At 67.7% G+C, this 22,234-nt stretch carries 22 protein-coding genes, 1 tRNA gene, 3 pseudogenes and 1 riboswitch; of the genes and pseudogenes, 12 read left to right on the top strand and 14 right to left on the bottom strand.

Features of this window, described 5'->3' with window-relative positions; all coding sequences use genetic code 11:
• Position 1: 1 nt before the first annotated feature.
• From cobA to Y694_RS24185, 6 genes are all read left to right on the top strand, one after another.
• Positions 2-790, top strand: coding sequence for a uroporphyrinogen-III C-methyltransferase (gene cobA / locus Y694_RS09240; RefSeq protein ID WP_036231796.1), 789 nt, complete (start codon positions 2-4; stop codon positions 788-790).
• A gap of 52 nt (positions 791-842) precedes the next feature.
• Positions 843-1,166 carry a ferredoxin FdxA gene (gene fdxA, locus Y694_RS09235; protein WP_036231773.1) on the top strand — a complete coding sequence of 108 codons (324 nt, stop codon included), beginning with the start codon at positions 843-845 and terminating at the stop codon, positions 1,164-1,166.
• A gap of 23 nt (positions 1,167-1,189) precedes the next feature.
• Complete coding sequence (locus Y694_RS09230; protein ID WP_036231771.1) at positions 1,190-2,290, top strand: NAD(P)/FAD-dependent oxidoreductase; 1,101 nt, start codon at positions 1,190-1,192, stop codon at positions 2,288-2,290.
• Between the two features lie 118 nt (positions 2,291-2,408).
• A riboswitch (TPP riboswitch) is annotated at positions 2,409-2,521 on the top strand.
• A 98-nt stretch (positions 2,522-2,619) separates the two neighbouring features.
• On the top strand, positions 2,620-4,722 hold the full coding sequence (locus Y694_RS09225; RefSeq protein ID WP_231497611.1) for a TonB-dependent siderophore receptor: 2,103 nt from the start codon (positions 2,620-2,622) through the stop codon (positions 4,720-4,722).
• 36 nt (positions 4,723-4,758) lie between these two features.
• Positions 4,759-4,834 (top strand) — tRNA-Asn (locus Y694_RS09220).
• A gap of 101 nt (positions 4,835-4,935) precedes the next feature.
• Entirely contained in the window at positions 4,936-5,556 is a 621-nt protein-coding gene (locus Y694_RS24185) for a hypothetical protein (protein ID WP_231497610.1), read from the top strand.
• A gap of 823 nt (positions 5,557-6,379) precedes the next feature.
• On the opposite strand, the gene Y694_RS09210 is transcribed toward Y694_RS24185, so the two are convergent.
• The 7 genes and pseudogenes from Y694_RS09210 to Y694_RS09190 all read right to left on the bottom strand — a co-directional run bounded on the left by Y694_RS09210 (position 6,380) and on the right by Y694_RS09190 (position 10,043).
• A complete protein-coding gene (locus Y694_RS09210) occupies positions 6,380-6,559 on the bottom strand; it encodes a hypothetical protein (RefSeq protein WP_036231792.1) in 180 nt (59 codons plus the stop codon).
• 367 nt (positions 6,560-6,926) lie between these two features.
• Positions 6,927-7,169 (bottom strand): hypothetical protein, encoded by a 243-nt coding sequence (locus Y694_RS24180; RefSeq protein ID WP_152543484.1) that lies wholly within the window; start codon positions 7,167-7,169, stop codon positions 6,927-6,929.
• A 220-nt stretch (positions 7,170-7,389) separates the two neighbouring features.
• Positions 7,390-7,668, bottom strand: a complete 279-nt coding sequence (locus tag Y694_RS09205; RefSeq protein WP_036231768.1) for a hypothetical protein — start codon at positions 7,666-7,668, stop codon at positions 7,390-7,392.
• Positions 7,661-7,957, bottom strand: coding sequence for a hypothetical protein (locus Y694_RS24175; RefSeq protein WP_152543485.1), 297 nt, complete (start codon positions 7,955-7,957; stop codon positions 7,661-7,663). The genes Y694_RS09205 and Y694_RS24175 overlap by 8 nt, the downstream gene beginning before the upstream one ends.
• Before the next feature lie 96 nt (positions 7,958-8,053).
• A complete protein-coding gene (locus Y694_RS09200) occupies positions 8,054-8,236 on the bottom strand; it encodes a hypothetical protein (RefSeq protein ID WP_036231767.1) in 183 nt (60 codons plus the stop codon).
• 25 nt (positions 8,237-8,261) lie between these two features.
• Positions 8,262-9,506: pseudogene (locus tag Y694_RS09195) on the bottom strand (site-specific integrase); the annotation flags it as partial.
• Positions 9,507-9,845: 339 nt separating this feature from the next.
• On the bottom strand, positions 9,846-10,043 hold the full coding sequence (locus tag Y694_RS09190) for a hypothetical protein (protein ID WP_011829093.1): 198 nt from the start codon (positions 10,041-10,043) through the stop codon (positions 9,846-9,848).
• Between the two features lie 287 nt (positions 10,044-10,330).
• Here Y694_RS09190 and Y694_RS22530 point away from each other — a divergent pair, with 287 nt between their 5' ends.
• On the top strand, positions 10,331-11,797 hold the full coding sequence (locus tag Y694_RS22530; RefSeq protein WP_051495677.1) for a serine/threonine-protein kinase: 1,467 nt from the start codon (positions 10,331-10,333) through the stop codon (positions 11,795-11,797).
• A gap of 100 nt (positions 11,798-11,897) precedes the next feature.
• Positions 11,898-12,065, top strand: a complete 168-nt coding sequence (locus tag Y694_RS24780; protein WP_162833819.1) for a hypothetical protein — start codon at positions 11,898-11,900, stop codon at positions 12,063-12,065.
• Positions 12,066-12,109: 44 nt separating this feature from the next.
• On the opposite strand, the gene Y694_RS09180 is transcribed toward Y694_RS24780, so the two are convergent.
• Complete coding sequence (locus Y694_RS09180) at positions 12,110-12,448, bottom strand: hypothetical protein (protein WP_036231765.1); 339 nt, start codon at positions 12,446-12,448, stop codon at positions 12,110-12,112.
• A 126-nt stretch (positions 12,449-12,574) separates the two neighbouring features.
• Entirely contained in the window at positions 12,575-13,246 is a 672-nt protein-coding gene (locus tag Y694_RS09175) for an OmpW family protein (protein ID WP_231497609.1), read from the bottom strand.
• A gap of 326 nt (positions 13,247-13,572) precedes the next feature.
• Between Y694_RS09175 and Y694_RS09170 the strand changes: the two genes are divergently transcribed.
• The 3 genes and pseudogenes from Y694_RS09170 to Y694_RS23275 all read left to right on the top strand — a co-directional run bounded on the left by Y694_RS09170 (position 13,573) and on the right by Y694_RS23275 (position 16,717).
• A complete protein-coding gene (locus tag Y694_RS09170) occupies positions 13,573-15,750 on the top strand; it encodes a protein-disulfide reductase DsbD (protein WP_051495676.1) in 2,178 nt (725 codons plus the stop codon).
• 17 nt (positions 15,751-15,767) lie between these two features.
• A complete protein-coding gene (locus Y694_RS09165) occupies positions 15,768-16,412 on the top strand; it encodes a thioredoxin family protein (RefSeq protein ID WP_036231782.1) in 645 nt (214 codons plus the stop codon).
• A 147-nt stretch (positions 16,413-16,559) separates the two neighbouring features.
• A pseudogene (locus Y694_RS23275) lies at positions 16,560-16,717 on the top strand (DUF3309 family protein).
• A 26-nt stretch (positions 16,718-16,743) separates the two neighbouring features.
• On the opposite strand, the gene Y694_RS09155 reads toward Y694_RS23275, so the two are convergent.
• Positions 16,744-17,637: a caspase family protein gene (locus Y694_RS09155; RefSeq protein WP_011829085.1), complete on the bottom strand. Its 894-nt coding sequence runs from the start codon at positions 17,635-17,637 to the stop codon at positions 16,744-16,746.
• Positions 17,638-17,746: 109 nt separating this feature from the next.
• Between Y694_RS09155 and Y694_RS27115 the strand changes: the two are divergent.
• Positions 17,747-18,869 (top strand): annotated as a pseudogene (locus Y694_RS27115) (YeeE/YedE family protein).
• Between the two features lie 2 nt (positions 18,870-18,871).
• Here Y694_RS27115 and Y694_RS09140 read toward each other — a convergent pair.
• From Y694_RS09140 to Y694_RS09125, 4 genes are all read right to left on the bottom strand, one after another.
• The gene (locus tag Y694_RS09140; RefSeq protein ID WP_011829083.1) at positions 18,872-19,645 is read right to left on the bottom strand and encodes an HAD-IA family hydrolase; all 774 of its coding nucleotides are present in this window, start codon (positions 19,643-19,645) and stop codon (positions 18,872-18,874) included.
• A gap of 33 nt (positions 19,646-19,678) precedes the next feature.
• Positions 19,679-20,374 (bottom strand): HAD-IA family hydrolase, encoded by a 696-nt coding sequence (locus Y694_RS09135; protein ID WP_036231761.1) that lies wholly within the window; start codon positions 20,372-20,374, stop codon positions 19,679-19,681.
• A 34-nt stretch (positions 20,375-20,408) separates the two neighbouring features.
• On the bottom strand, positions 20,409-21,284 hold the full coding sequence (locus Y694_RS09130; RefSeq protein WP_011829081.1) for a phosphoribulokinase: 876 nt from the start codon (positions 21,282-21,284) through the stop codon (positions 20,409-20,411).
• An 8-nt stretch (positions 21,285-21,292) separates the two neighbouring features.
• On the bottom strand, positions 21,293-22,234 hold a 942-nt coding region (locus tag Y694_RS09125), incomplete at its 5' end, for a class 1 fructose-bisphosphatase (RefSeq protein ID WP_036231759.1).

The raw sequence follows: 22,234 nt of genomic DNA, 5'->3' as shown, positions 1-22,234 counted from the left end.
GATGGACAACGGCCTCCCGCCCGTCGTCTTCATCGGGGCCGGCCCGGGTGCAGCGGACCTGATCACCGTGCGCGGCGCGCGCCGCCTGGCTGCGGCCGAAGTGGTGCTGTTCGACGCGCTCACCGATCCGGCCCTGCGCGAACTGGCGCCGCAGGCGCGCTGGGTCGACGTCGGCAAGCGCGGCTTCTGCCATGCGACCGGCCAGACACGCATCAACGCCCTGCTGGTCAAGTTCGCTGGCCAGGGCCTGCGCGTCGTGCGTCTCAAGGGCGGTGACCCCAGCGTGTTCGGCCGCCTGGAGGAGGAGCTGCTAGCGCTGGCGGCCGAGGGGCTGACGGCGGAGGTGGTGCCCGGCGTCACCGCCGCCATGGCCGCTGCGGCGGCAATGCAACGCCCCTTGACGCGCCGCGGCAGCGGCCGCAGCGTCAGCCTCAGCACGGCCATGACGCGTGCCGGCGAGTTGCTGGCGACCCGCAGCGCCGACACGGAAGTGTTCTACATGGCGGGACGCCAGCTTGCCGCGCTGGCCCGCCGCCTGCGAGATGCCGGCTGGCCGGCGGAGACCCCGGTCTGCGTGGTCTCGCGCGCCGGCTGTACCGACCAGTTGAGCAGCGATCATCGGGTCGCCACGCTGGCGGAAGCCAGCGTGCTGCACAGCGGCCGACCCGCCGTGGTGACGGTCGGTGTCGGGGCCGCGGCCCTGCCGCATGTCGCCGCGCGGCAGGCCCTGCGGACGCGAGACCCCGCCTGCGTCCCGGCGACCCGTTCCGTGAAAACCCCGAACCCTTAAAATTGTGTGCTTTGCGTCGTTCGACGCCGTCCCTCACCCACCCCGAACCGCCATGACCCACGTCGTCACCGAAGCCTGCATCCGCTGCAAATACACCGACTGCGTCGACGTCTGCCCGGTGGATTGCTTCCGCGAAGGCCCGAATTTCCTGGTGATCGACCCCGACGAGTGCATCGACTGCGCCGTCTGCATCCCCGAGTGCCCGGTCAATGCGATCCTGCCCGAGGAAGACGTGCCCGGCGACCAGCAGCAGTTCATCGCGATCAACGTCGAGCTGTCGAAGAAGTGGCCGAGCATCACGAAGCGCAAAGCCGCCCTGCCCGATGCCGACGACTGGAAAGACCGTACCGACAAGCTCGGCGAACTGATCCGCTGACCGAATCCACCTTGCCTTTCCTCATGGACCCGCAAATCAACCCCGCCATCACCGCCACCGCGAACAGCCACGACGGCCCGATCGAGACCGACGCGGTCATCGTCGGTGCCGGCCCGGTCGGCCTGTTCCAGGTGTTCGAGCTCGGCCTGCTCGAGATCAAGGCCCACATCATCGACTCGCTCGCCTACCCGGGCGGTCAGTGCATCGAGCTCTATCCGGACAAGCCGATCTACGACATTCCCGCGGTGCCGGTGTGCACCGGCAAGGAACTCACCGACAACCTGCTCAAGCAGATCGAGCCCTTCGGTGCCACCTTCCACCTGGGCCAGGAAGTCACGCTGGTGAACAAGCGCGACGACGGTCGCTTCGACCTCGAGACCAGCAAGGGCACGCGCTTCATCACCAAGACCATCTTCATCGCCGGCGGCGTGGGCTCGTTCCAGCCGCGGCTGCTGAAAGTCGACGGGCTCGACCAGTTCGACAGCAGTCAGCTGCACTATCGCGTGCGCAACCCGAGCGCCTTCGCCGGCAAGAACCTGGTGATCGTGGGCGGCGGTGATTCGGCGCTCGACTGGACGCTGAACTTCGTCCAGGACGGCCCGAACAAGGCCGAGAGCGTGATCCTCGTGCACCGCCGCGACGGCTTCAAGGCCGCGCCAGCCTCGGTCGCGAAGATGAAGGAACTGTGCGACGCCTACGAGATGCAGTTCATCGTCGGCCAGGTCACCGGTTTCGAAGCGGCCGAAGGCCAGCTCCGCAGCGTGAAGGTGACCGGCGGCGACGGCGTGACCCGCGTGGTGCCGCTCGACATGCTGCTGGTGTTCTTCGGCCTGAGCCCCAAGCTGGGCCCGATCGCCGAGTGGGGCCTGAACATCGAGCGCAAGCAGGTCGTGGTCGACACCGAGAAGTTCGAGACCAACGTCCCGGGCATCTTCGCGGTTGGCGACATCAACGTCTACCCGGGCAAGAAGAAGCTCATCCTCTCGGGCTTCCATGAGGCCGCGCTCGCCGCTTTCGGCGCCGCGCCCTACATCTTCCCCGAGAAGCGCATCCACCTGCAGTACACCACCACCAGCCCGAAGCTCCACAAGGTGCTGGGCGTGGAAACGCCGGTGTTCGACTGAGCGCGGCACGTCGCGTCGTGAACGGAGCCCGCCGCGTGCGGGCTCCTTCTTTTTGGGCGTGCGCGCTACAGCCGGTGATCCGCACGTCATAATCCGTACGTGTCGCGCAGCACCGCGCGACACCAGCTAGGGGTGTTGACCCGCTCTCGCAAGAGGCCCGGGCTCGACTGAGAAAGTCCCTTCGAACCTGATTGAGGTAATCCTCGCGCAGGGAAGCGATCTTCGGTGTGCCTCGCCCCGCCCTGCGGGTGCGTCCACCTTGCGGAACCGCCGCCCTGCCGTCGCATTGGAAGCACGATGCAACGTCTCGACCGTTCACTCTCACCCACGTGGCACTCGCCACGCTGGCCAGCACCGCAACTGCCCAGGCGGCCGACGACACGGCGACGTCCCTGCCCACGGTCAGCATCTCGGCGCCCCGCGAAAGCAACCGCGCCGAACTCACCGGCTTCGGCGACATCCCGCTGACGCGCAGCCCGCTGCAGGCGCGCGTGATCGGCGAGGAGCAACTCAAGGACACGGGCGCGCAGAACCTGCGCGCGCTGACCAGCCAGGACGCCAGCGTCAGCGACGCCTACAACAGCGTGGGCTACTGGGACTCGCTCACGGTGCGCGGCTATGTGCTCGACCAGCGCTACAACTACCGCCGCGACGGGCTGCCGATCAACGCCGAGACCGCCATCGCCCTGGACAACAAGGCGCGCATCGAACTGTTGAAGGGCACCAGCGGCATCCAGGCCGGCACCAGCGCGCCGGGCGGCCTGGCGAACCTGGTCGTCAAGCGGCCCGATGCCGACGTGCGCAGCGCCACGCTGGCCTGGCGCGGCGCGAACAGCGTGCTCGGCGCGGTGGATCTGGCCACCCGCTTCGGCAACGACCGGGCCTTCGGCGTGCGCGTCAACGTTGCGGCCGAGCACCTCGACCCCGAATTGCGTGCCGCGAAGGGCAAGCGCCACCTGTTCGCGCTGGCGGGCGACTGGCGCCCCACGCCCGACACCCTGATCGAGGCTGAAGTCGAGACCAGCCGCCGCTCGCAGCCCAGCCAGCCGGCCTTCAGCCTGCTCGGCGATCGCGTGCCCAGCGCGAACCGCATCGATCCGCGCATCAACCTGAACAACCAGCCGTGGTCGCAGCCGGTGGTACTGGAAGGACAGACCGCCAGCCTGCGCCTGACGCAGCGCTTGAACGCCGACTGGAGCGCCAAGGCGCACTACGGCACGCAGCGGCTCCACACGGACGACCGCCTGGCCTTCCCCTACGGCTGCGACGCCGAGGGCAACTATGACCGCTACTGCAGCGATGGCAGCTTCGACCTCTACGACTTCCGCAGCGAGAACGAGCGCCGCGTCACCAACGCGCTCGATCTGTCGCTGCAGGGCCGGTTCGCCACCGCGGGCCTGGCTCACCAGCTGACCGCCGGGGTGCTGTTCTCGCGCTTCAAGGCGCGTTTCGAGCAGCAGATCTACACCTACGCCGGCGTGGGCAGCATCGACGGCAGCGCCGTCACGCCGCCAGGGCCCGCGATCCTGAGCGACAACACGGATCGCACGGAGCGCAACACCGAGCTCTACCTGCGCGACGTGATCCAGCTCACCCCCGCCCTCAGCACCTGGCTCGGCCTGCGCCACACGCGCCTGCACCGCGACGCCGTCACCACCTCGGACACCGAAGCCACCGGCTACGGCCAGAACGTCACCACGCCGTGGATCGCGTTCAATTACGAGTGGCGGCCCGGGCTGATGAGCTACGTGAGCTGGGGCCAGGGCATCGAATCGCAGGTCGTGCCGAACCGGCCGCTCAGCTACAGCAACCCCGGGCAAGCGCTTCCCGCGCTGAAGAGCCGGCAACTGGAGTTCGGCCTCAAGGGCCGCACCGACGCACTGGACTGGAACCTGACCGCCTTCGACATCGACCGGCCGGTCTACGCGCGCGACGACAGCGTGGTACCGAGTCCGCTTCGATCCGATGGCAGCGCACGGCATCGCGGCCTGGAAGCCGGCATCGAGGCCCGAACGGGGGCGTGGACCTGGGTCGCCAGCGCCATGCTGCTGCATGCCGAGCGAACCGACAGCGCCGACCCTGCGGTCGATGGGCAGCGCCCGCCCAACGTGCCCGAGCGCGTGTTCAAGCTGCAGACCCAGTACGCGGTGGCCGGCTGGGCCGGGCTGAGCCTGCAGGGCGGCATCGTCGCCGAGAGCGACCGCACGCTGCTGCCGGACGACGGCGCGACGCGCATCCCCGGCTGGGCACGCGTCGACCTGGGAGCGCGCTACGCCCAGAAGATCGACACACGCACGCTGGTGTGGCGCATCGGCGTCGACAACGTCCTCGACCGACGCGCCTGGCAGGAATCGCCCTACCAGTTCGAACACGCCTACCTCTACCCCATGGCACCGCGCACCTGGCGCGTCTCGCTCAGCGCGGACTTGTGAGCGCGACAGCGAAGCCGCTATAATCTGCGGCTCAATTCCTCGATAGCTCAGTCGGTAGAGCGCCGGACTGTTAATCCGTAGGTCCCTGGTTCGAGCCCAGGTCGGGGAGCCAAGAAGTGTGGGGGTTAGCCGGTAAGTGCCTGCTAACCCCTTTTGCTTTAGTAGGCGGGTAGTAGGCAAGTGACGCTTGTTCGCACTACGCGCTTGCTCAAAATGGAGATCGCGATGTTTAGTCCCGATTCGCCGCTAAAGCGACTTCCCCCGAACTCCAATCGCAAGCTGTTGATTTGCCTCGATAGCTTTTGTCACTCTGCGCAGATCTGCGAGCTTGCTTACGGGCGGCTCTATCGTCAGCTGACGAAACTCGCACTCACCAAAGAGACGCAACTGCATCCTTGGGTCATCCCCGAGGCATTCATGCACGCGTGGGCAATCGTCGACGAACTTCACCGACTTGATGGACTGCTTAAGGCGACTCCCGGATTGGTTGTCACCCTACCACCTGGTGAGCCGAGCTTTACTGAACAGATCGAGTCAATCACATTGATGCGCAATGTGGTCGATCATCTGAACCGGACGGTGGATCTAGTGGTCGCATCCAAATTGCCTGCATTGGGGAAGTTGAATTGGATCACTGTCGCCGACAGCGGTAGTGATCGTTACGTGTGCGGAGTCCTTGTTCCCGGGACGGTGACGTACGACTCGAAGGGTGGCTACAAGCCAGTACGGCCACGAACAGAAATCGGTCCAAGCGATCACATAACCTTGTCTGTAGGCAAGCACAGCGCGTCACTTACCGATGCGATGGGGCACTGTCGAAGGTCGTACGGCTAACTGAGGATGGGCTGAATCGTGCGTTTGCTGAGCCGGGCGGGGACGCTCCAATGGGCAAGGATATTCTGATTCGCGCATACATCGATGGCGACGGGAAGAGTGAAGAGGCGGACATAGTCTGTGTCCCTGCTGTCATTCGTCATGCAACCTAAAGCTTGACGAATGGGCAGCGAGGACCGCTACCGCCCCGTCACCAGCCCCTGCAGCGTCACCTCGTCCCGCTCGCCATTAGCGGGGTGCCCTGCCGCCGGATCTGCGGCCCGATGTGAAGTCCGGTGAGCACTCAGACAGTTGGCGCGGCTCGAGCCTCTACAATCGAGGTGTCAGCGAAATGCCGCTGGAAGTTCTGTCCCGGTTGTGCCGTGTCAATGTCGGCCGCGAGGTCGTCAAGTACGAGAGGTGGAAATCGGTGCCACCCCCTCCGGGTTCGGTCAACAAGACCCCCTCGCTTCGCGGCCTGGGGGTTTTGTTCTTCTTGGACAGCCGCGCACGTAGCTATCGGTGCCGCCGGCCCTTTGACTTGTTGGCTCGGTCTGCTGCCTCATTGATCTTCGCGAGGGCCTCGGCGCTGATGCCGTGTGGCTCATCGCGACCGAGTTGGCCCGCGTGGAAGCGCGGCGTGGCCGACCTCGGATCGAACACCGGCACGGCCCCAGCGTGGTGGTACATCACGCCGCACCAGAAGCACTTCACGAACTCTGTCTCGTAGCTTCGGCCGTCGGGTCGCTTGACCGTGACACGCGTGCACCGGGTGGATTCGCAGGCGGTGCAGCTGAAGGTCTCTTTGCCATCGACTGACTTGAACGCTGGTCGAGGGCACATCTCAGTCAGCCAGCACACCCAGCTTCAACCACCTGAACGCAGCTTCCTCGGGCGACATCGCCCGCCAGTGCTCATCGCACCAGAGGTCGCCAGCCGCGTCGAGCAGCTCGTCGATCGGGATCGTCGGCCATTGGTTTTGCAGACGCGCGGCGAAGCCACTCTGCCACTCTTGAGCGTCCATGATGTTGCCCCCAGAATACTGTATGAACATCCAGTATTGCACCACATCGGACGCTTGCGGACATGTCGACACGGCCGCTGGGTCTTACCGCTGATGACCCCTAAAAACCCCTACCTCCAGCGCGCTGACCTCTCGAACGGGGTACTCCTAAGGCAGCTGATCAGCTGCTAGCTGACCCTGTGGACCATCGGAAACGTCGGCAGCCCGCGCAATCAGCAAGTGCGATGGCCAGACCGCAGCTCCAGAGTCCTAATCCATGATCAGGAAGACACCGAAGGTTGCAACGCCGATCGCGACGATCAGCTCGGCGAGCCTGCGTCTGCGGGACGAACCTCGCGCGTGACGTGCATCGGTGCGCAGCTGCATTTCATGCTCCTTCGCTGCATCGCACAACGCCTGCTCCGGCCTCTTGCGAACTCTGTTCACGGTGCAGCGGGGGCTGCTCAGAGACGAGCATCGCACCCATCAACGCGATGATCGTCCCAATTGCGCTGCCTGTGGAATACCGAACCACCACACCCAGGATGAAGATGGGCACCCCAAAGCGCGCCAGCGATCCATAGGAAAACTTCAGTCGATTCGGCATGCGAATGCTCTTGCGAAACAGCATTCATCGTGCCGCGGCAACCTTATCGATTTCTTAAGGACGCGCGCTCGCAGGCGCGGCCGGCATTCCGGCTAGCCGCCGCCGCTGTGGTTAGGAGGGCATCTTCTCGGAAAGCCCCACATCATCAGCATCTGCATCGTCTTCGCAATAGCGATGTCGGCCGCAGCAACGCGCGGGTTGTTCGCGTTCGATGGCCGGCCTCTGCGTCGCATCAGCTGCTCGCCTAGACGTATGGCGAGATCGTGCGAAGCATGTCGCGCACCTTGTCGTCCGCAATCAAGAGGAGGGAGACTGTACGAGACGATGCGTCGGTTATTCCGTCTGCGTCTTCATTGGGCCCGCTGGCGCAGGATTGGACCTCAAGGATCGAGGCGTGAAGCAGCGCGATCACGTCAAGCAGTTCGTCGTTGCAGTCGTGGACAAGGCAGCGCGGCATGTCCAACACGTTCCCGTCGGCGTCAACCGCCAACCCTCCGCGAGCGATGGTGAGTTGGTCAGACATTTGCGATCTCCCCAGCGCGTCGCCCGGAACCCACGACGGCGCGCAGTCGCTCAGTGGGGTCTGCGTCGTCGTGCGCCAGCACCGCGAAAACGACACCGTTGAGTTCATCTACTCGTCGTAGCAGGGTAGACAGCACGACATCTGCGGCGTAGTCGCAGGAGGCCTGCTGCTCTCGCATAAGCAGCCCGACAAGCGCGTCGACTTGCACCGAAGCTTCGTATGCAAGCTTCAAGCGTTGATCGTGATCTACAGGCTTTGCGTCGACGCTGTTAGTCTCTTGGGTAGCCATGAAACACCTCTTCAGTAGGTGGGTTGTGGTTAGCGGTCGGTCGGTGTGACAGCACCTTCCGGCCGCGCTTGCCTCAGGACCGCTGAGGCGCCGGATTCAGCTGCGCAGCGCTTTGATGAGCGACAGGCCGGCGAGCACTCCGATAACGGCGCCGAACACCAGCGCGACGTATACGTTCATGAAGCGGTGGAGCACTCCGGACGCCACGAAAAACACCGGGCTTCCGAGGAAGATTGCGGGGGTGAGATCACCTGGCCTCATTGCACTCTCCTGTTTCATATGCTCGATCGATAGCCTTTAGTGGCTAGCACGCGCGGTTTAACTTCTTCACGTTCGACGCCGCGGGCTTGCGCTCCGCCAACTCGTTCAGCCTGGCTTCCCAGGCCTCCAGCGCTCGGCGCTTCTCCTGCATGTAGTCGTGCCGGTCATAGTGACGGTCCTGCACCCCACCGAGCCCGTGCGACTGGATCTGCGCCCGCAGGTCTTTGCTGATGCCCATCGCGGCCATCATGGTTTCGGCGGTGCGGCGGAGGTCGCGCACCTGGATTAGCCTAGGCTCGCGCTTCGTCTTGGCGCCCTTCTGCAGGTTCGCCTGCGTCAGGACGAGCAGTTCCCCACCCTTCCGTGCCACGGTGTCAGGCGTCGTCTGCGCGGACTTGTCGCCGAACAGCCATTCGGCTCGGCGCAGTTCGAGGATCTGCTCGGCCAGCGCCAGCGCATGACCCTGCAGGGGCAGGACGTGCCGGCGGGCTTCCTTGCGCCGCCCCTTCGGGTCCAGCAGCACCACGGTCCCGGCATCGGTGTCGACGCTGTGAACCGTTAGCCGGAGCACCTGCGTGAGCCGCTGCCCACCGAGGAACAGCGCCAGCTCGATCGCCGCCAGCGCATCGTCGAACTGCGCGGCGCGGCGCTCCTGGAGTAGTCGGACGAACTCGCCCAGCTCGGCCTCGGTCAGCACCACATCTCGTGACTTGCTGAAGCTCGACAGCGCGCCGGTCGCGGCGATCGGGTTGGTGTCGACGCCGAACAGCACCAGCTCCGAAGGTGCCTCGGGATTTGTCTCCGCACCGAGGGCCAGGGCATAGGCTGCCCGGAGGTACGCGCGCAGCTTCGCCGCGGTTCTCCCCTTTCCAGCCTCGACCACCGCCCGGATCATCGCTGTCGCCTGCTTCGAAGTCAGGTCGCGCGCCGGGACCGGCTCGAAGTCGCTGCCCTTCACGTAGTTCTTGAACAGGTTTTCGGCATCGGCGGCGGACGACTTGCCGCGCTTGCGCTGGTGATCGACGTACCAGTCGCACAGCTTGCCCAGGGTGTACTCAGCCGCCCTCGCCTTCGCGTCCCGATGAGCCTGCCGCTCTTCCCGCTTGGCCCGCTCCTCGGCATTCATGTCCACGCCGCTGGCGAGCCTGCCGAGGGCGCTCATAGCCTTCTCTCGAGCCTGGGCGGCGGTGATCTGCCCATGGGTGCCGAGCGTGACACGGACGGTCCGCCCGTCGACGCGCTTCTCGGCAAAGTAGACCTTGGTGATTTTGCCCACCCGCAGGCCGAAGCCTGGAGCTTCGTGTCCCGGTACAGCGCCTGGCCCGCCTCGGCGGTGGGCAGCTTGTTCACGACCTCGGCGGTGAGGTGCAGCTTCGGCATGAGGCTGGTTAGTAGACTATTAGTAGGCGGCGGCGATCATGTTCGATCATGCCACCTACGGACTAAACCAGCAACATCAAGAAGCCTCTCCTATGAAACATCGCGATTGATCATGCCTACTAAGGTTCTATCAAGTTCACCGCAGGGGACTGTTAATCCGTAGGTCCCTGGTTCGAGCCCAGGTCGGGGAGCCAAGAAAAGCAAGGCCTCGCACGCAAGTGCGGGGCTTTTTGCTTTGCAGGGCTGGTCAGCGCCGCTTCGGCTGCGCCGCCACTTCCCTGAGGTTCACGGCAATCTCGAAGACGTGGATCGGGTTGCCGTCCGGATCGCGCCCCTTGGGCTCGATCGCGCGCACGTTCTCGATCTCGAATCCGCGTTCGTCGCGCAGCGTGAAGCCGCCCTGTCGGCCTGACTCGAGGGTCAGTGTCCATGTTCTTATCGTCATGGGGTCTCCCCGCTATTCGAACCGTCCCGCTCCATCATAGGAGCGGCCCGAGACTGGGCGCGCAGCCGCCCCGCACATCGGGGAGCGGGCTTCCCCGCACTGCGACTAAGCTCGCTCCCTGGTCCCTGAAGCTGCGCCGCGCTGTGATCCCGGTCCTACGGCACGGCGCCGTCCTGTCCGACAGACGAGGCCGGCACCAGGGGCAAGACTCTGCAGCGGCGTCCGTCATGCGGCGCCGCGTTCCGAATCGCTCGATCCTCCACGGCAGCCGACACCGAGATTCCCTGATGGACCGACTGGCTCTTCCCTTGGGCACCCGCTTCGGCGAGATGGAGATCGTCCGGGTCCTGGCGGTCGGCGGCTTCGGCATCGTCTACCTCGCCCGCGACCATGCGCTGGATCGAGATGTAGCGATCAAGGAGTTCCTGCCCTCTCACCTGGTCTGTCGTGGCGAGGGCTGCGAGGTCACGGTGCGCTCCCTCACTCACGCCACCACGTTCGCGCTCGCGCTGGAGTCCTTCGTCGACGAGGCCAAGCTGCTCGCCAGGTTCTCGCATCCCGCGATGGTCAAGGTCCACAGCAGCTGGAAGGCCAACGGCACGGCCTACATGGCCATGCCCTATCTTCGCGGACCCACACTGTGGGAGCTGCGGCGCTCGATGACGCAAGCGCCCACCGAGATCTGGCTGCGCTCGATCGTCGACCCGCTGCTCGAGGCCTTGCAGCTTCTGCATGCCGAGCGCATCTACCACCGCGACGTCGCGCCCGACAACGTGATCCTGACGGGCGCCGGCCTGCCGGTATTGCTCGACTTCGGCGCCGCGCGCCGACTGATCGGCGATCGCACGCAACTCCTCACCGCCGTGGTCAAGCCGCACTACGCGCCGATCGAGCAGTACGCCGAAGCGACGCGGCTTCGCCAAGGCCCCTGGACCGACCTCTACGCCCTCTCGGCGCTGGTCACCTTTCTGCTGGAAGGCAAGCCGCCGCCCGCGTCGACAGCGCGCTCGATCCACGACGACATGCACCGGCTCGCCGAGCGCCCGTTTCCCGGCCTCTCGCACGGCTTCCTTTCGGCCATCGACTGGGGTCTGTCCGTCCGGCCCGAAGACCGCCCGCAGGACGTGGCGACGTTCCGCCGCGCACTGGAGGGCACCACGGCACCGCGTGCCTTGCACCGCGCGCAGGAACTGGTGGTCACGGCAGAGCCCCCCCGGCCTCTGCGAGCCCCGCCCGCGGCGGTGGCCGGGCTGCCGTCCGTGGCACCCCGAAGCACGCTGCAGCACTCTCGCCCCTGGTTCAGGCCCTCTCTGGCCAGCCTGAGCGTGCTGCTTCCGCTTGCGATGCTGTGGCCCTTGAGTTCGAACGAGAACAGCGAGCGAGTGAGCGCTGCCGCCGGGTCACCGGTCGTGGCCGCGGCAGCACCGACCACGCTGCGCACCGAGCCGCCGCCGGCGACGGTTGACACTCCCACCCCAGCATCGACAGGACCCACGGCCGAGGACTCCCGGCCCGCCGTCTCACCGCCGAAGAACGCTGACGCGAAGCTCACCGAGACAGCCGCGAAACCGCCGCAGAGTCCCAAGCGCAGCAGCCGGTCGCGGGTCGTCGCGGCCGGCCCGACCGAACTCTGTGCCGACCGCAATTTCTTCGTGAGGCCCTTCTGCGTTCACCGGCGGTGCGAGGAGGCTCGCTTCACGAACCGCCTGGAGTGCCGGCAGCTCCGCGAAGCGGCCGAGACCCGACGCTTCTGACCGACCGGCGCCGATGTCGCCGCGTCACCCCGAACACGGGGTTGTCGACGGGAGGCGCGAGCGAGACCATGAAGGCTCTGCAACCTCCCCAGTGCCCGACATGGACACACCTGATCCTCTCAAGCCTTCGTCGCTGCCCGCTCACCGGACACTCGATGCACGCGAGGCGCTCTGGGCCGACCTGGTGCAGGATCTGACGGAGCTTCACGCGCGACTCGAGTACCTGCGGCTGCTGCTGAAGCTCGGGGTCGGTGGCGTTCAGCACTGACCTCCAGGGGACTTGTCCAGGCCCCGCGCCGGACGATCGCTCAGTCAACCGACGAGGAGCGAGACGAGCCCGAACAGCACGGCGGCCGTCGCCATGGTGCAGACGACGCGGCGACGGCGTATCGCGCTCACGATCGTGACCACCGGGTAGCGCCGGTCATAGCCGCGCCGGCCGTAGGGATCGGGCGCATCACGGAAACCCTTGCTTGCCCGCTCCCGAGTGGGCAGGCTGACGCTGGTGTCGAGTTCGTGGATCCAGGCCGCGGTGTCGACGGACGCGGCGCCACCGACCCGCGCCCCGGTGAACCAGGTTCCTGTCTCCGCCTCCGCCAGTGCAGCGGGGACCGTATCGGCAAAGTCCAACTCGGATTGCGACGTCTTCACGCTCCGATTCTGTCGGCCCGGCCGTCGGCGAGAACACCGCACGCCCCCGCAGGTGAAGGATGACGTCACCGCGGGGACGGCCCTGGTTCAGGGGGATAGCGCCGCGTCGCCGCGGCCCCCCGGCGTTCAGAAGCGGTAGCCGACGCCGATGCCGATCAGCATGGGATCGAGCTTGACTTTGCTCACGCGCACACCGGCGCCCGTGCGGACGTCCGATTCGATCCAGGCCTTCTTGATGTCGAAGTTCAGCGACCACGGACCGTCGAGCTTGAAGTCGACGCCGGCCTGCAGCGCGGGACCGACGCTGCTGCTGTCGAGGTAGAGCGGCAACACGCCCGGCACCGAGAGCTTCACGCGAGAGATGTGCGTGTAGTTGATCCCTGCGCCGACGTAGGGACGGATGCCCCCGTCCGGCAGGAAGTGCCATTGCAGCAGCAGCGATGGCGGCAACGCGTAGAACGAGCCGGCATTGAAGGCGCCGATGGCGCTGTCGTTCACCTTCACGTCCAGCTTGGTGTAGGCCAGCACCAGTTCGGCTGCCATGTTCTTGTTGAAAAAGTAGCTGATGTCGAGTTCGGGCACCCAGCGGCTGTCGACCTCGACCGCGTTGGAAGGAACCGCCAGCGACGGAATCGCGTCGGACTTGTTGTCCGGATCGATGAGCAGCGCGCGAGCGCGGATCATCCAGGGGCCTTCTTCGGCATGCAGCGCGGCGCCCGACAGCAGGCAGGTTGCAGCCAGGGCAATGCGCCCCGTCTTCTGGATCGTCTTCACGGTCTTGGTCTCCTTGTTATCCACCGTTGCAGAGGCCACGGATCGGTGGATCTCCCATGGCACGACCCCGTCAGGCGCACGAGGCGTGCCAGAGACCGCCGGTGCCGCAGAGCGCACGCCTCCCGATCCGCAGGCAATGGAATCAAGGGCTTACGGGTCCGGGCCACGGGTGCCACGGCCGGTGACTCAGTGCATCGCCCTACAAGCGCGCTGTACTTCAAAAGGCGCCAAGCGCTCACGCGGCTTGCATCCCCTGCACGCTGAGGCGCATCAACCCTGCCGCAGGGTGGAACTCCGCGCTGCCCTCAGAATCGCACCGCTTCCCGATACAGCCCCGGAGACTCGGCAACGTGCCCCAACCGTTCGGTCCCCTGTTCGTCGCGGCACTCGCCTCGGCCGCCCTCCTCCTCGGCGGCGCGGCGCACGCGGCTGCGGTGCGCACCGACCACGTCACGGCCGAACTGGTGGCCGAGCGCGGTGCGGTGGCAGCCGGTCAGACGCTCAGGATCGGACTGAAGCTCCAGCACATCCCGCATTGGCACACTTACTGGCGCAACCCGGGCGATTCGGGCCTGCCCACGACGCTGAGCTGGACGCTGCCGCCCGGCAGCCGGATGGGCGAGATCGAATGGCCAGCGCCCGAACGCCTGCCGATCGGCCCGCTGGTCAACTACGGCTACGAAGGCGAGGTGCTGCTCCCGCTGCAGTACACGGCACCGCCCGATGCCAGGCCGGGCGACACGCTGAGGCTACAGGCCCAGGCACGCTGGCTGGTGTGCAACGACGTCTGCATCCCCGAACAGGCGACGCTCGATCTGCGGTTGCCGGTGGCCGAGGCAGCGGCCGCCGACAACGCCGCACCCGCCGCGCACGCGGCACTGTTCGCGCAGGCAGCGGCGGCGCAGGCGGGGCCCCTCTCGGCGTGGACCGCGGAGGTTCAGCAGGCCGGACGGGACCTGCTGTTGACGCTCGAACCGGCAGGCGGCGACTTGCCCGCCGATGCACCGGAGGTTCATGTCTTCCCGTATGCGGAACAGTTGTTGGAACCCGCGAGCCATGCGCTCTATCGCGGCCCGCGCGGCTATGCCTTGAAGCTGAAGCTGCTGGAGGGCGCAACGGTGCCGGCCCGACTCGACGGCATCGCCGTTGCGCAGGCCGACCCCGGTGCCTCGGGGACCGCCGTCTGGGGCGGCCCGCAACGCTCGGTCGAGTTCAGCGCACCGTTGCGTCCCGTCGCGACGATCACCGTCCCCGCCGGCGCGCGCGCCGCGGCCGAGGATCGGGGCCCCGCCTCGCTGCGCGGCAGCGCCCCTGTGGGCCTGCTGGCGGCATTGGGCCTGGCCTTCCTGGGCGGCATGCTGCTGAACCTGATGCCCTGCGTGTTCCCGGTGCTGTCGATCAAGCTGCTCGGCCTCGCGCGGCAGGAGGGTGACGCCCGCCGCCTGCGAATGCACGCGCTGGCGTACGGCGTGGGCGTGGTGTGCAGCTTCGTCGCGCTCGCTGCAGCGCTGCTCGCGCTGCGTGCGGCCGGCAGCGCCGTGGGCTGGGGCTTCCAGCTGCAGGAGCCCGGCGTGGTGTTCGCGCTGGCGCTGCTGTTCTTCGTGCTCGGGCTCAACCTGGCCGGCCAGTTCGAATTCGGCCTTCTGATGCCGCAAGGGCTGGCGCAATGGCGCGCACAGCGACCAGCGGTGGACGCCTTCGGATCCGGCGTGCTCGCGGTCGTGGCGGCGAGCCCGTGCACGGCGCCGTTCATGGGCGCGGCCCTCGGCTACGCCATCGCGCAACCGCCGGCCCAGGCATTGGGCGTGTTCGCGGCGCTCGGACTCGGCATGGCCTGGCCCTATGTGCTGCTGGTGCTGCGGCCGGGCTGGCGCGCGCGGTTGCCGCGGCCCGGGCCCTGGATGCTGAGGCTCAAGCAAGGCCTGGCGTTCCCGATGTTCGCCACCGTCGTGTGGCTGCTGTGGGTGCTGGGCCAGCAAGCCGGCATCGACGGCAGCACGCGCGCGCTGGTGGCGCTGGTCGGCCTGGCTTTCGGGCTGTGGCTGGCGAGTGTGTGGCGCGGCGTGGCGGCGCGCGCGGGAGTGACCGTGCTGCTGGTCGCCGTGCTGGCCTGGGGGTGGCCGGTATCCGAGCGGGCGGCCTCACCGCAGGCCGGTAACGGCACGGCGTCGACCGCCGGCTCGCCCCACGCGGCCTGGCAAGCCTATGACGAGGCCGCCATCGACGCGCATCTGGCGCAGGGCCGGGCCGTCTTCGTCGACTTCACCGCCGCCTGGTGCGTGAGCTGCCAGGTCAACAAGCGGCTCGTGCTGCACACCGATGAAACCCTGCAGGCCTTCACCCGCTCCAACGTGGCGCTGATGCGCGCCGACTGGACCCACCGCGACGAGCGCATCACCGCCGCGCTCGGCCGGCTCGGTCGCAACGGCGTGCCCGTCTATGTGCTGATGCGCCCCGGCCGCGAGCCGCTGCTGCTGCCGGAAATCCTCACCGGAGGTCTCGTGCGCGAGGCCTTGTCGACCCTGTAGTTCCGAAGGAGATGACGATGCGAGCCTTGTCGAACAACCGCCGACGTTTCACGCTCTCAGCCGCGGCGGTCATCGCACTGCCGACCGCCCTGACGGCGCTGCCCGGTGCCGCGCTGGCCGTGAGCATCGGCGAGGCGGCTCCGGACTTCGAGCTGAAGGACACCCATGGCAAGACCGTGAAGCTCGCCGACTTCAAGGGCCGGCACGTGGTGCTCGAGTGGACCAATCCGGGCTGTCCCTTCGTGCAGAAGCACTACAGCTCGCAGAACATGCAGAGCCTGCAGAAGGAGTTCGTCGGTCGCAACGTGGCGTGGCTGAGCATCAGCTCCACCGCCCGGGGCGCCACCGACTACCTCGAGCCCGGGGCGCTGCAGGCCAAGTACCAGGGCTGGGGCGCGGCACCCACGGCGCTGCTGATGGACGATGCGGGCAGCGTCGGCAAGGCCTACGGCGCCAAGACCACGCCGCACATGTACGTCATCGACCCGGGCGGCAAGCTCATCTATGCGGGCGGTATCGACGACAAGCGCTCCGCCGACCCGGCCGACGTGAAGGGCGCACGGAACTTCGTCAAGGCCGCCCTGACCGAGTCGCTGGCCGGCAAGGCGGTGAGCACCGGCACCGCGACGCCCTACGGCTGCAGCGTCAAGTACGCCAGCTGATCGCACGCCGCGGCTGCATGGCGCGGTCGCTCGCTGCCGTAGCCGCGCAGGCGGGGCACTGACCGACTTCGCGACGAGCCTCGCTCCGACATCGCTGGCGCCGCGGGCCGCCTACCGTGAGGTCCTTCGACACTCCCGGAGCATCCCATGACCCTCGGTACCCTCCTGCTGATCGTCCTGATCCTCATCCTGATCGGCGCGATCCCGAACTGGCCCCACAGCCGGAACTGGGGTTATGGCCCCAGCGGTGGCGTCGGTTGGTGCTGCTGATCGTCATCGTGCTGCTGCTGATGGGCCGGATATGACGCGGCCATGAACCGCGCCGCACGCCTCACAGCGTGAAGGGCCGTTGCCGCAGGAAGGTCGCGGCCGGTCCCAGCACGAACAGATTGGGTGTCTGGCTCGCCGGCATGCCGGCCTTGATCCTCGCGTGGAAGCCGGCATAGTTGCCCTCGAACTTGCCCTGGTTCCAGACGCGCAGCAGCTGCTCGGTGAACGCGCCGTTGTGCTCGCCGTCGAGCGAGCTCTGGTTGTCCTGGCAACCCGACACCAGGATGACCGCGGCCTTCAGCCGGGCGGCCAGTGCCGTGAGTCGCGGACTGACCGCCAGTTGCGCCAGCGCAGCATCGGGCTCCACCGGCCGACCGCCGCTGGCGCGAGCCACGTCGCGCTGCAGTTTGTCGTAGAACGCCTGGTGGTCGCGGTAGGTCCGCCGCGCGATCGCCGGCGGCATCATGCGCGAGCGCGGCATCGGCACGCCACCGGGCGCGGGCGATGTCGCACGGGTCACGGTGCCGCTGTGGCAACTGTCGGAAAGCACCAGCACGCGCACACCCTTCGCGAAGCGACCCAACTCGGCATAGAGCTCGTCGTCGATCAGCTGCCCGTCGTACAGGCACCAGGTCTCGTCGAGCTTGTCGCTTTCCTCACCGGTCACATCGTCCACCTGGCCGCCGTGACCGGAGTAGGTCAGGAAAAACAGGTCGCCGCTCTTCAGCGCCTTCGCCGCGGCTCGGATGCGGGCGAGCAACGCTGCGCGGGTGGCCTTCCTCGTCAGCAGCACCGTCGGCTTGAGGCCCTGAGCGCGTGCCAGCGCCGCCATGTCCTCGGCGTCGAACTCGCAGGCGCTGAGCTCGCCGGTCCAGCCGCCGTAGTGCGTGCCACTGACCAGATTGAGACCGGCGTGCAGCGACAGTCCCTTGCGCTTGATCGTCTTCGTGGCCATGAACGCCCTCTCGCTCCGACAGGAAGGACCGCATCGTAGGCAGTGAGGTGACTCGGCAGCACACCTAGCTTGACGGCGGCGCGTCAGAATCCCGGGGAACCGACTTGCCTTGCCGCCCCCCGTGGACACGAACCCCAGTCAATTGATCCAGACCGTGCTGCTGTGCGGACTGGCCCTCGGCATCGCCTTCGGCGCCCTCGCTCAGGCCACGCGCTTCTGCACCATGGGTGCGATCGCCGACGTGGTGAACTTCGGTGACGCGACCCGGCTGCGCACCTGGGTCTGGGCCGCGCTGGTGGCGCTGGTCGGCACGCAGGCGCTGATCGGGCTGGGCGGCGTGGACCTGAGCGCGTCCATCTACACCGGTCGGCGCCTGAGCTGGCTGGCGCAGGGCCTGGGCGGGCTGGCCTTCGGCTTCGGCATGGTGCTGGCGTCGGGCTGCGCCTCGCGCGCCTGGTGCGCGCCGGTGGCGGCAGCCTGAAGGCCCTGGTGGTTCTACTGGTCGTCGGCTTCGCGGCGCAGATGACGCTGCGCGGCGCGTTCGCGCTGCCGCGCGTCGAATGGCTGGACCCGGTCGGGCCGCTGCTGGCCGGCCCGCAGGATCTGCCTCGTGGCTGTCTCGCGTTGTCGACCTGCCGCTGCCGTGGCTGCGCGCCACGCTGTGCGTGCTGCTGGCGGTGCCGCTGCTGCTCTGGCTGCGGCGGAGCCGCGACTTCCTGCAACCGGGACCGCTGCTCGGCGGTCTGGCCATCGGCGGGCTGATCGTCGCGGCATGGTTCGTCACGGGCTCGCTCGGTCACCTGAGCGAGCACCCCGAAACCCTGGAGCCGGCCTGGCTCGCCACCCACTCGCGCCGCCCGGAAGCGCTGAGCTTCGTCGCGCCCACGGCCTACACGCTGGATCTGCTGACGCTGTGGTCCGACCGCGGCACGGTGCTGAGCTTCGGCATCACGACCGTGCTGGGCACCCTGCTCGGCGCCGCCGCCACCGCCCTGCTGCGAAGGGAGTTCCGCTGGGAGGGTTTTCGCGACGTGCGCGACACCGCCCAGCATCTGGTCGGTGCGGTGCTGATGGGCGTGGGCGGCGTCACGGCGCTGGGCTGCTCGATCGGCCAGGGACTCAGCGGGCTGTCGCTGCTGTCGGCCGGCTCGTTCATCGCGGTGGCCGGCATCGTCGCCGGTGCCGTGGCGGCGCTGCGCTACCAGGCCTGGGTCATTGAGCGCGAGGCCTGAGCTCAGGCGCGCAGCGGCTCCTGCCACCACGTGGCATGCCAATGCCGCAGCAGTGCGAGGTCGATGCGCGCGGCGCGTGCGCCCTTTAGGTGCGGCGACGGCGCCGCCGGGTGGTCCAGGTCGTCGCAGACAGCAAGCGCGCCCTCGAAGGCGTGGCTCGCGAAATTCAGGCTGCGCGTCACCAGCGTCGCGATGCCGGCGGCGCGGGCCGCGGCCAGTCCGTTCGGCGAATCCTCGATCGCGAGCGTCTCGTCGGCGTCGAGTTGCAGCGCATCCAGGCATCGCAGGTAGACCTGCGGGTCGGGCTTCTTCACCGGCGCGTCCTCGCCGCAGACGATGGCCGCGAAGCGTGTGGGCCAGTTCGTGCCGAGCTGCGCGCCCAGCAAGGCCTCCAGGTTCACGCGCGACGTGGTGGTGGCAATGGCCAGCTGCACCCCGCTCGCCGTGGCCTCGTTCATCAGCCGCAGCACGCCGGGGCGCAGCGCGATCGCGCCGCGCTCCACGAGCTGGCCGTAGCGGCGGTTCTTCTCGGCATGCAGTGCCGCGGCCAGACGGTCGCGCTCGGCCGCGCCGGCAGGAGCGTCGGCCTGCGTGGTCATGTCGTGCAGCAGGCGCTCGCGTCCCCCGGTCACGCGCAGCAGCTCGGTGTAGCGCTCGACGCTCCATCGCCACGGCAGGCCGAGCGCCTCGAAGGCTTCGTTGAACGCGACGAGATGACCGTCGCGTTCGGTCTCGGCCATGGTGCCATCCACATCCCACAGCAAGGCGGCCAGCATCAGCGTCTCCCGTTCGTGAATCGTTGCGTCACATCATGCCGGCAGCGGCCCCAGCACGGCGTCCACCTCGTCGGCGATCGCCGGCAGGTTGGGAAACAGCCGGTCCGGGTTGGAATCCTCGATCGGCACCCCCGCGTTGTAGCCGTGCGGCACCGCCCAGGCCCGCACGCCGGCGTTGCGTGCGCTCTCGACGTCGATCGACGAGTCGCCCACATGGGCCGCCTCGTCGGCGCTGACGCCGTGGTGGCGCAGCACATGGGCCAGGACGCCGTTGTGCGGCTTCTTGACCGGCAGCGTGTCGCCGCCGATCAGCATGCTGAAGTAGCCGTCGAGCCGCGTCACCGCCAGCACGCGCTCGGCATGACGCTGCTCCTTGTTGGTCACGCACACCAGCCGCACGCCCTGGTCGCGCAGGCGTTCGAGCGTCGCGACACAGCCCGGGTACGGTTTGCCGAAGCAGCCTGCCGTCTCGGCGTAGTGGTGCTCGAAGCGCTCCAGCACCGCCTCGGCCTGCACCCGCTCCGACAGCGCCGGCTGCTCCAGCATCACGCGCGCCAGCAGCTTGAGCATCAGCTCGCGCGTGCCGCGGCCGATCAGGTTGGTGATCTCGGCCTGCGGCCGGCGCTCGATGCCGACATCGTCGAAGGCGCGGTGCACGGCCTCGGCGATCTCGGCGGCGGTGTCGACCAGGGTGCCGTCGAGGTCGAAGCTCACGAGACGGATCGTCATGTTGTTCCTTGGTTCAGGGGTCGACGCAGCGGGCTCACTGCAACTGGGCTCGGCGGATCTCCATCAGCCGCAGGATCATCGGCGTCAGGATCAGCTGCATCGCCAGGTCCATCTTGCCGCCCGGCACGACGATGGTGTTCGCACGGCTCATGAACGAGTTGTCGATCATCGACAGCAGGTAGGGAAAGTCGATGCCGCGCGGGTTCTTGAAGCGGATCACCGTGAGGCTCTCGCCGGCCGTCGGGATGTCGCGCGCGATGAAGGGGTTGGAGGTGTCGACCACCGGCACGCGCTGGAAGTTGATGTCGGTCTCGCCGAACTGCGGCACGATGTAGTGCACGTAGTCGTGCATGCGCCGCAGGATCACGTCGGACACCGCCTCCTTGGAATAGCCGCGGTCCCTGGTGTCGCGGTGGATCTTCTGGATCCACTCGAGGTTGATGATCGGCACGACACCGATCTTCAGGTCGGCGTGCCGCACCATGTCGATGCTCTCGGTCTTCACGCAACCGTGCAGGCCCTCGTAGAACAGCAGGTCGGTATCGGCCGGCGTCTCCACCCAGGGCGTGAAGGTCCCGGGCTCCTGCTGGTAGGGCTCGGCTTCCTCGGGGCTGTGCAGGTAGTAGCGCGAACGGCAGCGCCCGCCCTGCCCGTAGGCGCGGAACTGCTGCTCCAGCAGCGCCCACTCGTTGGTGTCGGGCCCGAAGTGGCTGACGGCACGGCCCTCCAGATCGCCCTGGGCGATGCGCTCCTTCATCTCCTGCCGCGAGAAGCGATGGAATGCATCGCCCTCGATGACCGCCGGACGGATGCCCTCACGCCGGAAGATGTTCTCGAACACGCGCTTGACGGTGGTCGTCCCGGCCCCACTGGACCCGGTGACCGCGATGACGGGATGCTTGCGGCTCATGCGTCGGCCTAGGCTTGCGGCTGGATGAACAGCGAGCGTGTCTTGAACAGCTGCCAGGACACATTGGCGCTCGGGTCCTCATGGTAGGTCACGATGCGCTCGACCTCGTCGCGCGATCCCAGGATCACCGGCACCTTGTGGTGCAGCGCGTCGGGCACCAGCTCCAGCAGCGGGCCGGTGCCGGTGGTCGCCGCCGCACCGGCCTGCTCCATCAGCCAGGCCATCGGCGCGGCCTCGTACAGCAGCCGCAGGCGCCCGGGCCTGAAGGGCTCCCTGCTGTCGCGCGGGTACAGGAAGACGCCGCCGCGCGTGAGGATGCGGTGCACCTCGGCCACCAGGCTGGCCACCCAGCGCATGTTGAAGTCGCGGCCGCGTGGCCCGCTCTGGCCCGCCAGGCACTCGGCCACGTAGCGCTGCACCGGCTTCTCCCAGAAGCGCTGGTTCGAGGCGTTGATCGCGAACTCGGTGGTCGACACCGGCACTTCCACGTCCGCCCGCGTCAGCACCCAGCGAGCGGCGTCGCCGGGCGCGTCCGGGTCGAGGGTGAACATGTGCACGCCCTGGCCCAGGCTCAGCACCAGCACCGTCGAGGGGCCGTAGATCGCGTAGCCGGCCGCCACCTGGCGCCGGCCCGGCTGCATGAAGGCGGCCGCGCTGGCCGGCGTGCCGCGGAACAGGTGGGGCAGCACCGAGAAGATGCTGCCGATCGCCACGTTGGTCTCGACGTTCGACGAGCCGTCGAGCGGATCGAACACCACCAGGTAGGCGCCGCCGCTGCCGTGCTCGGGCGACACCGTCACATCGGCGTGCTCCTCGCTGACCCAGCCGGCCACATGGGTGCAGGCCGACAGCGCCTGCGACACGCAGGCATCGGCCAGCACGTCGAGCCGCTGCTGCGGCTCGCCCTGCGAGTTGAGCGAGCCGGCGCCGCCGAGCTGCCCCGCCAGCGG

The sequence above is a fragment of the Methylibium sp. T29-B genome, from assembly GCF_000576225.1.
In the GTDB taxonomy this organism is placed as follows: Bacteria; Pseudomonadota; Gammaproteobacteria; order Burkholderiales; family Burkholderiaceae_C; genus Methylibium; species Methylibium petroleiphilum.
The sequence above is the reverse complement of the archived record's forward strand: the minus strand, read 5'-3'. Positions and strand labels throughout refer to the sequence as shown.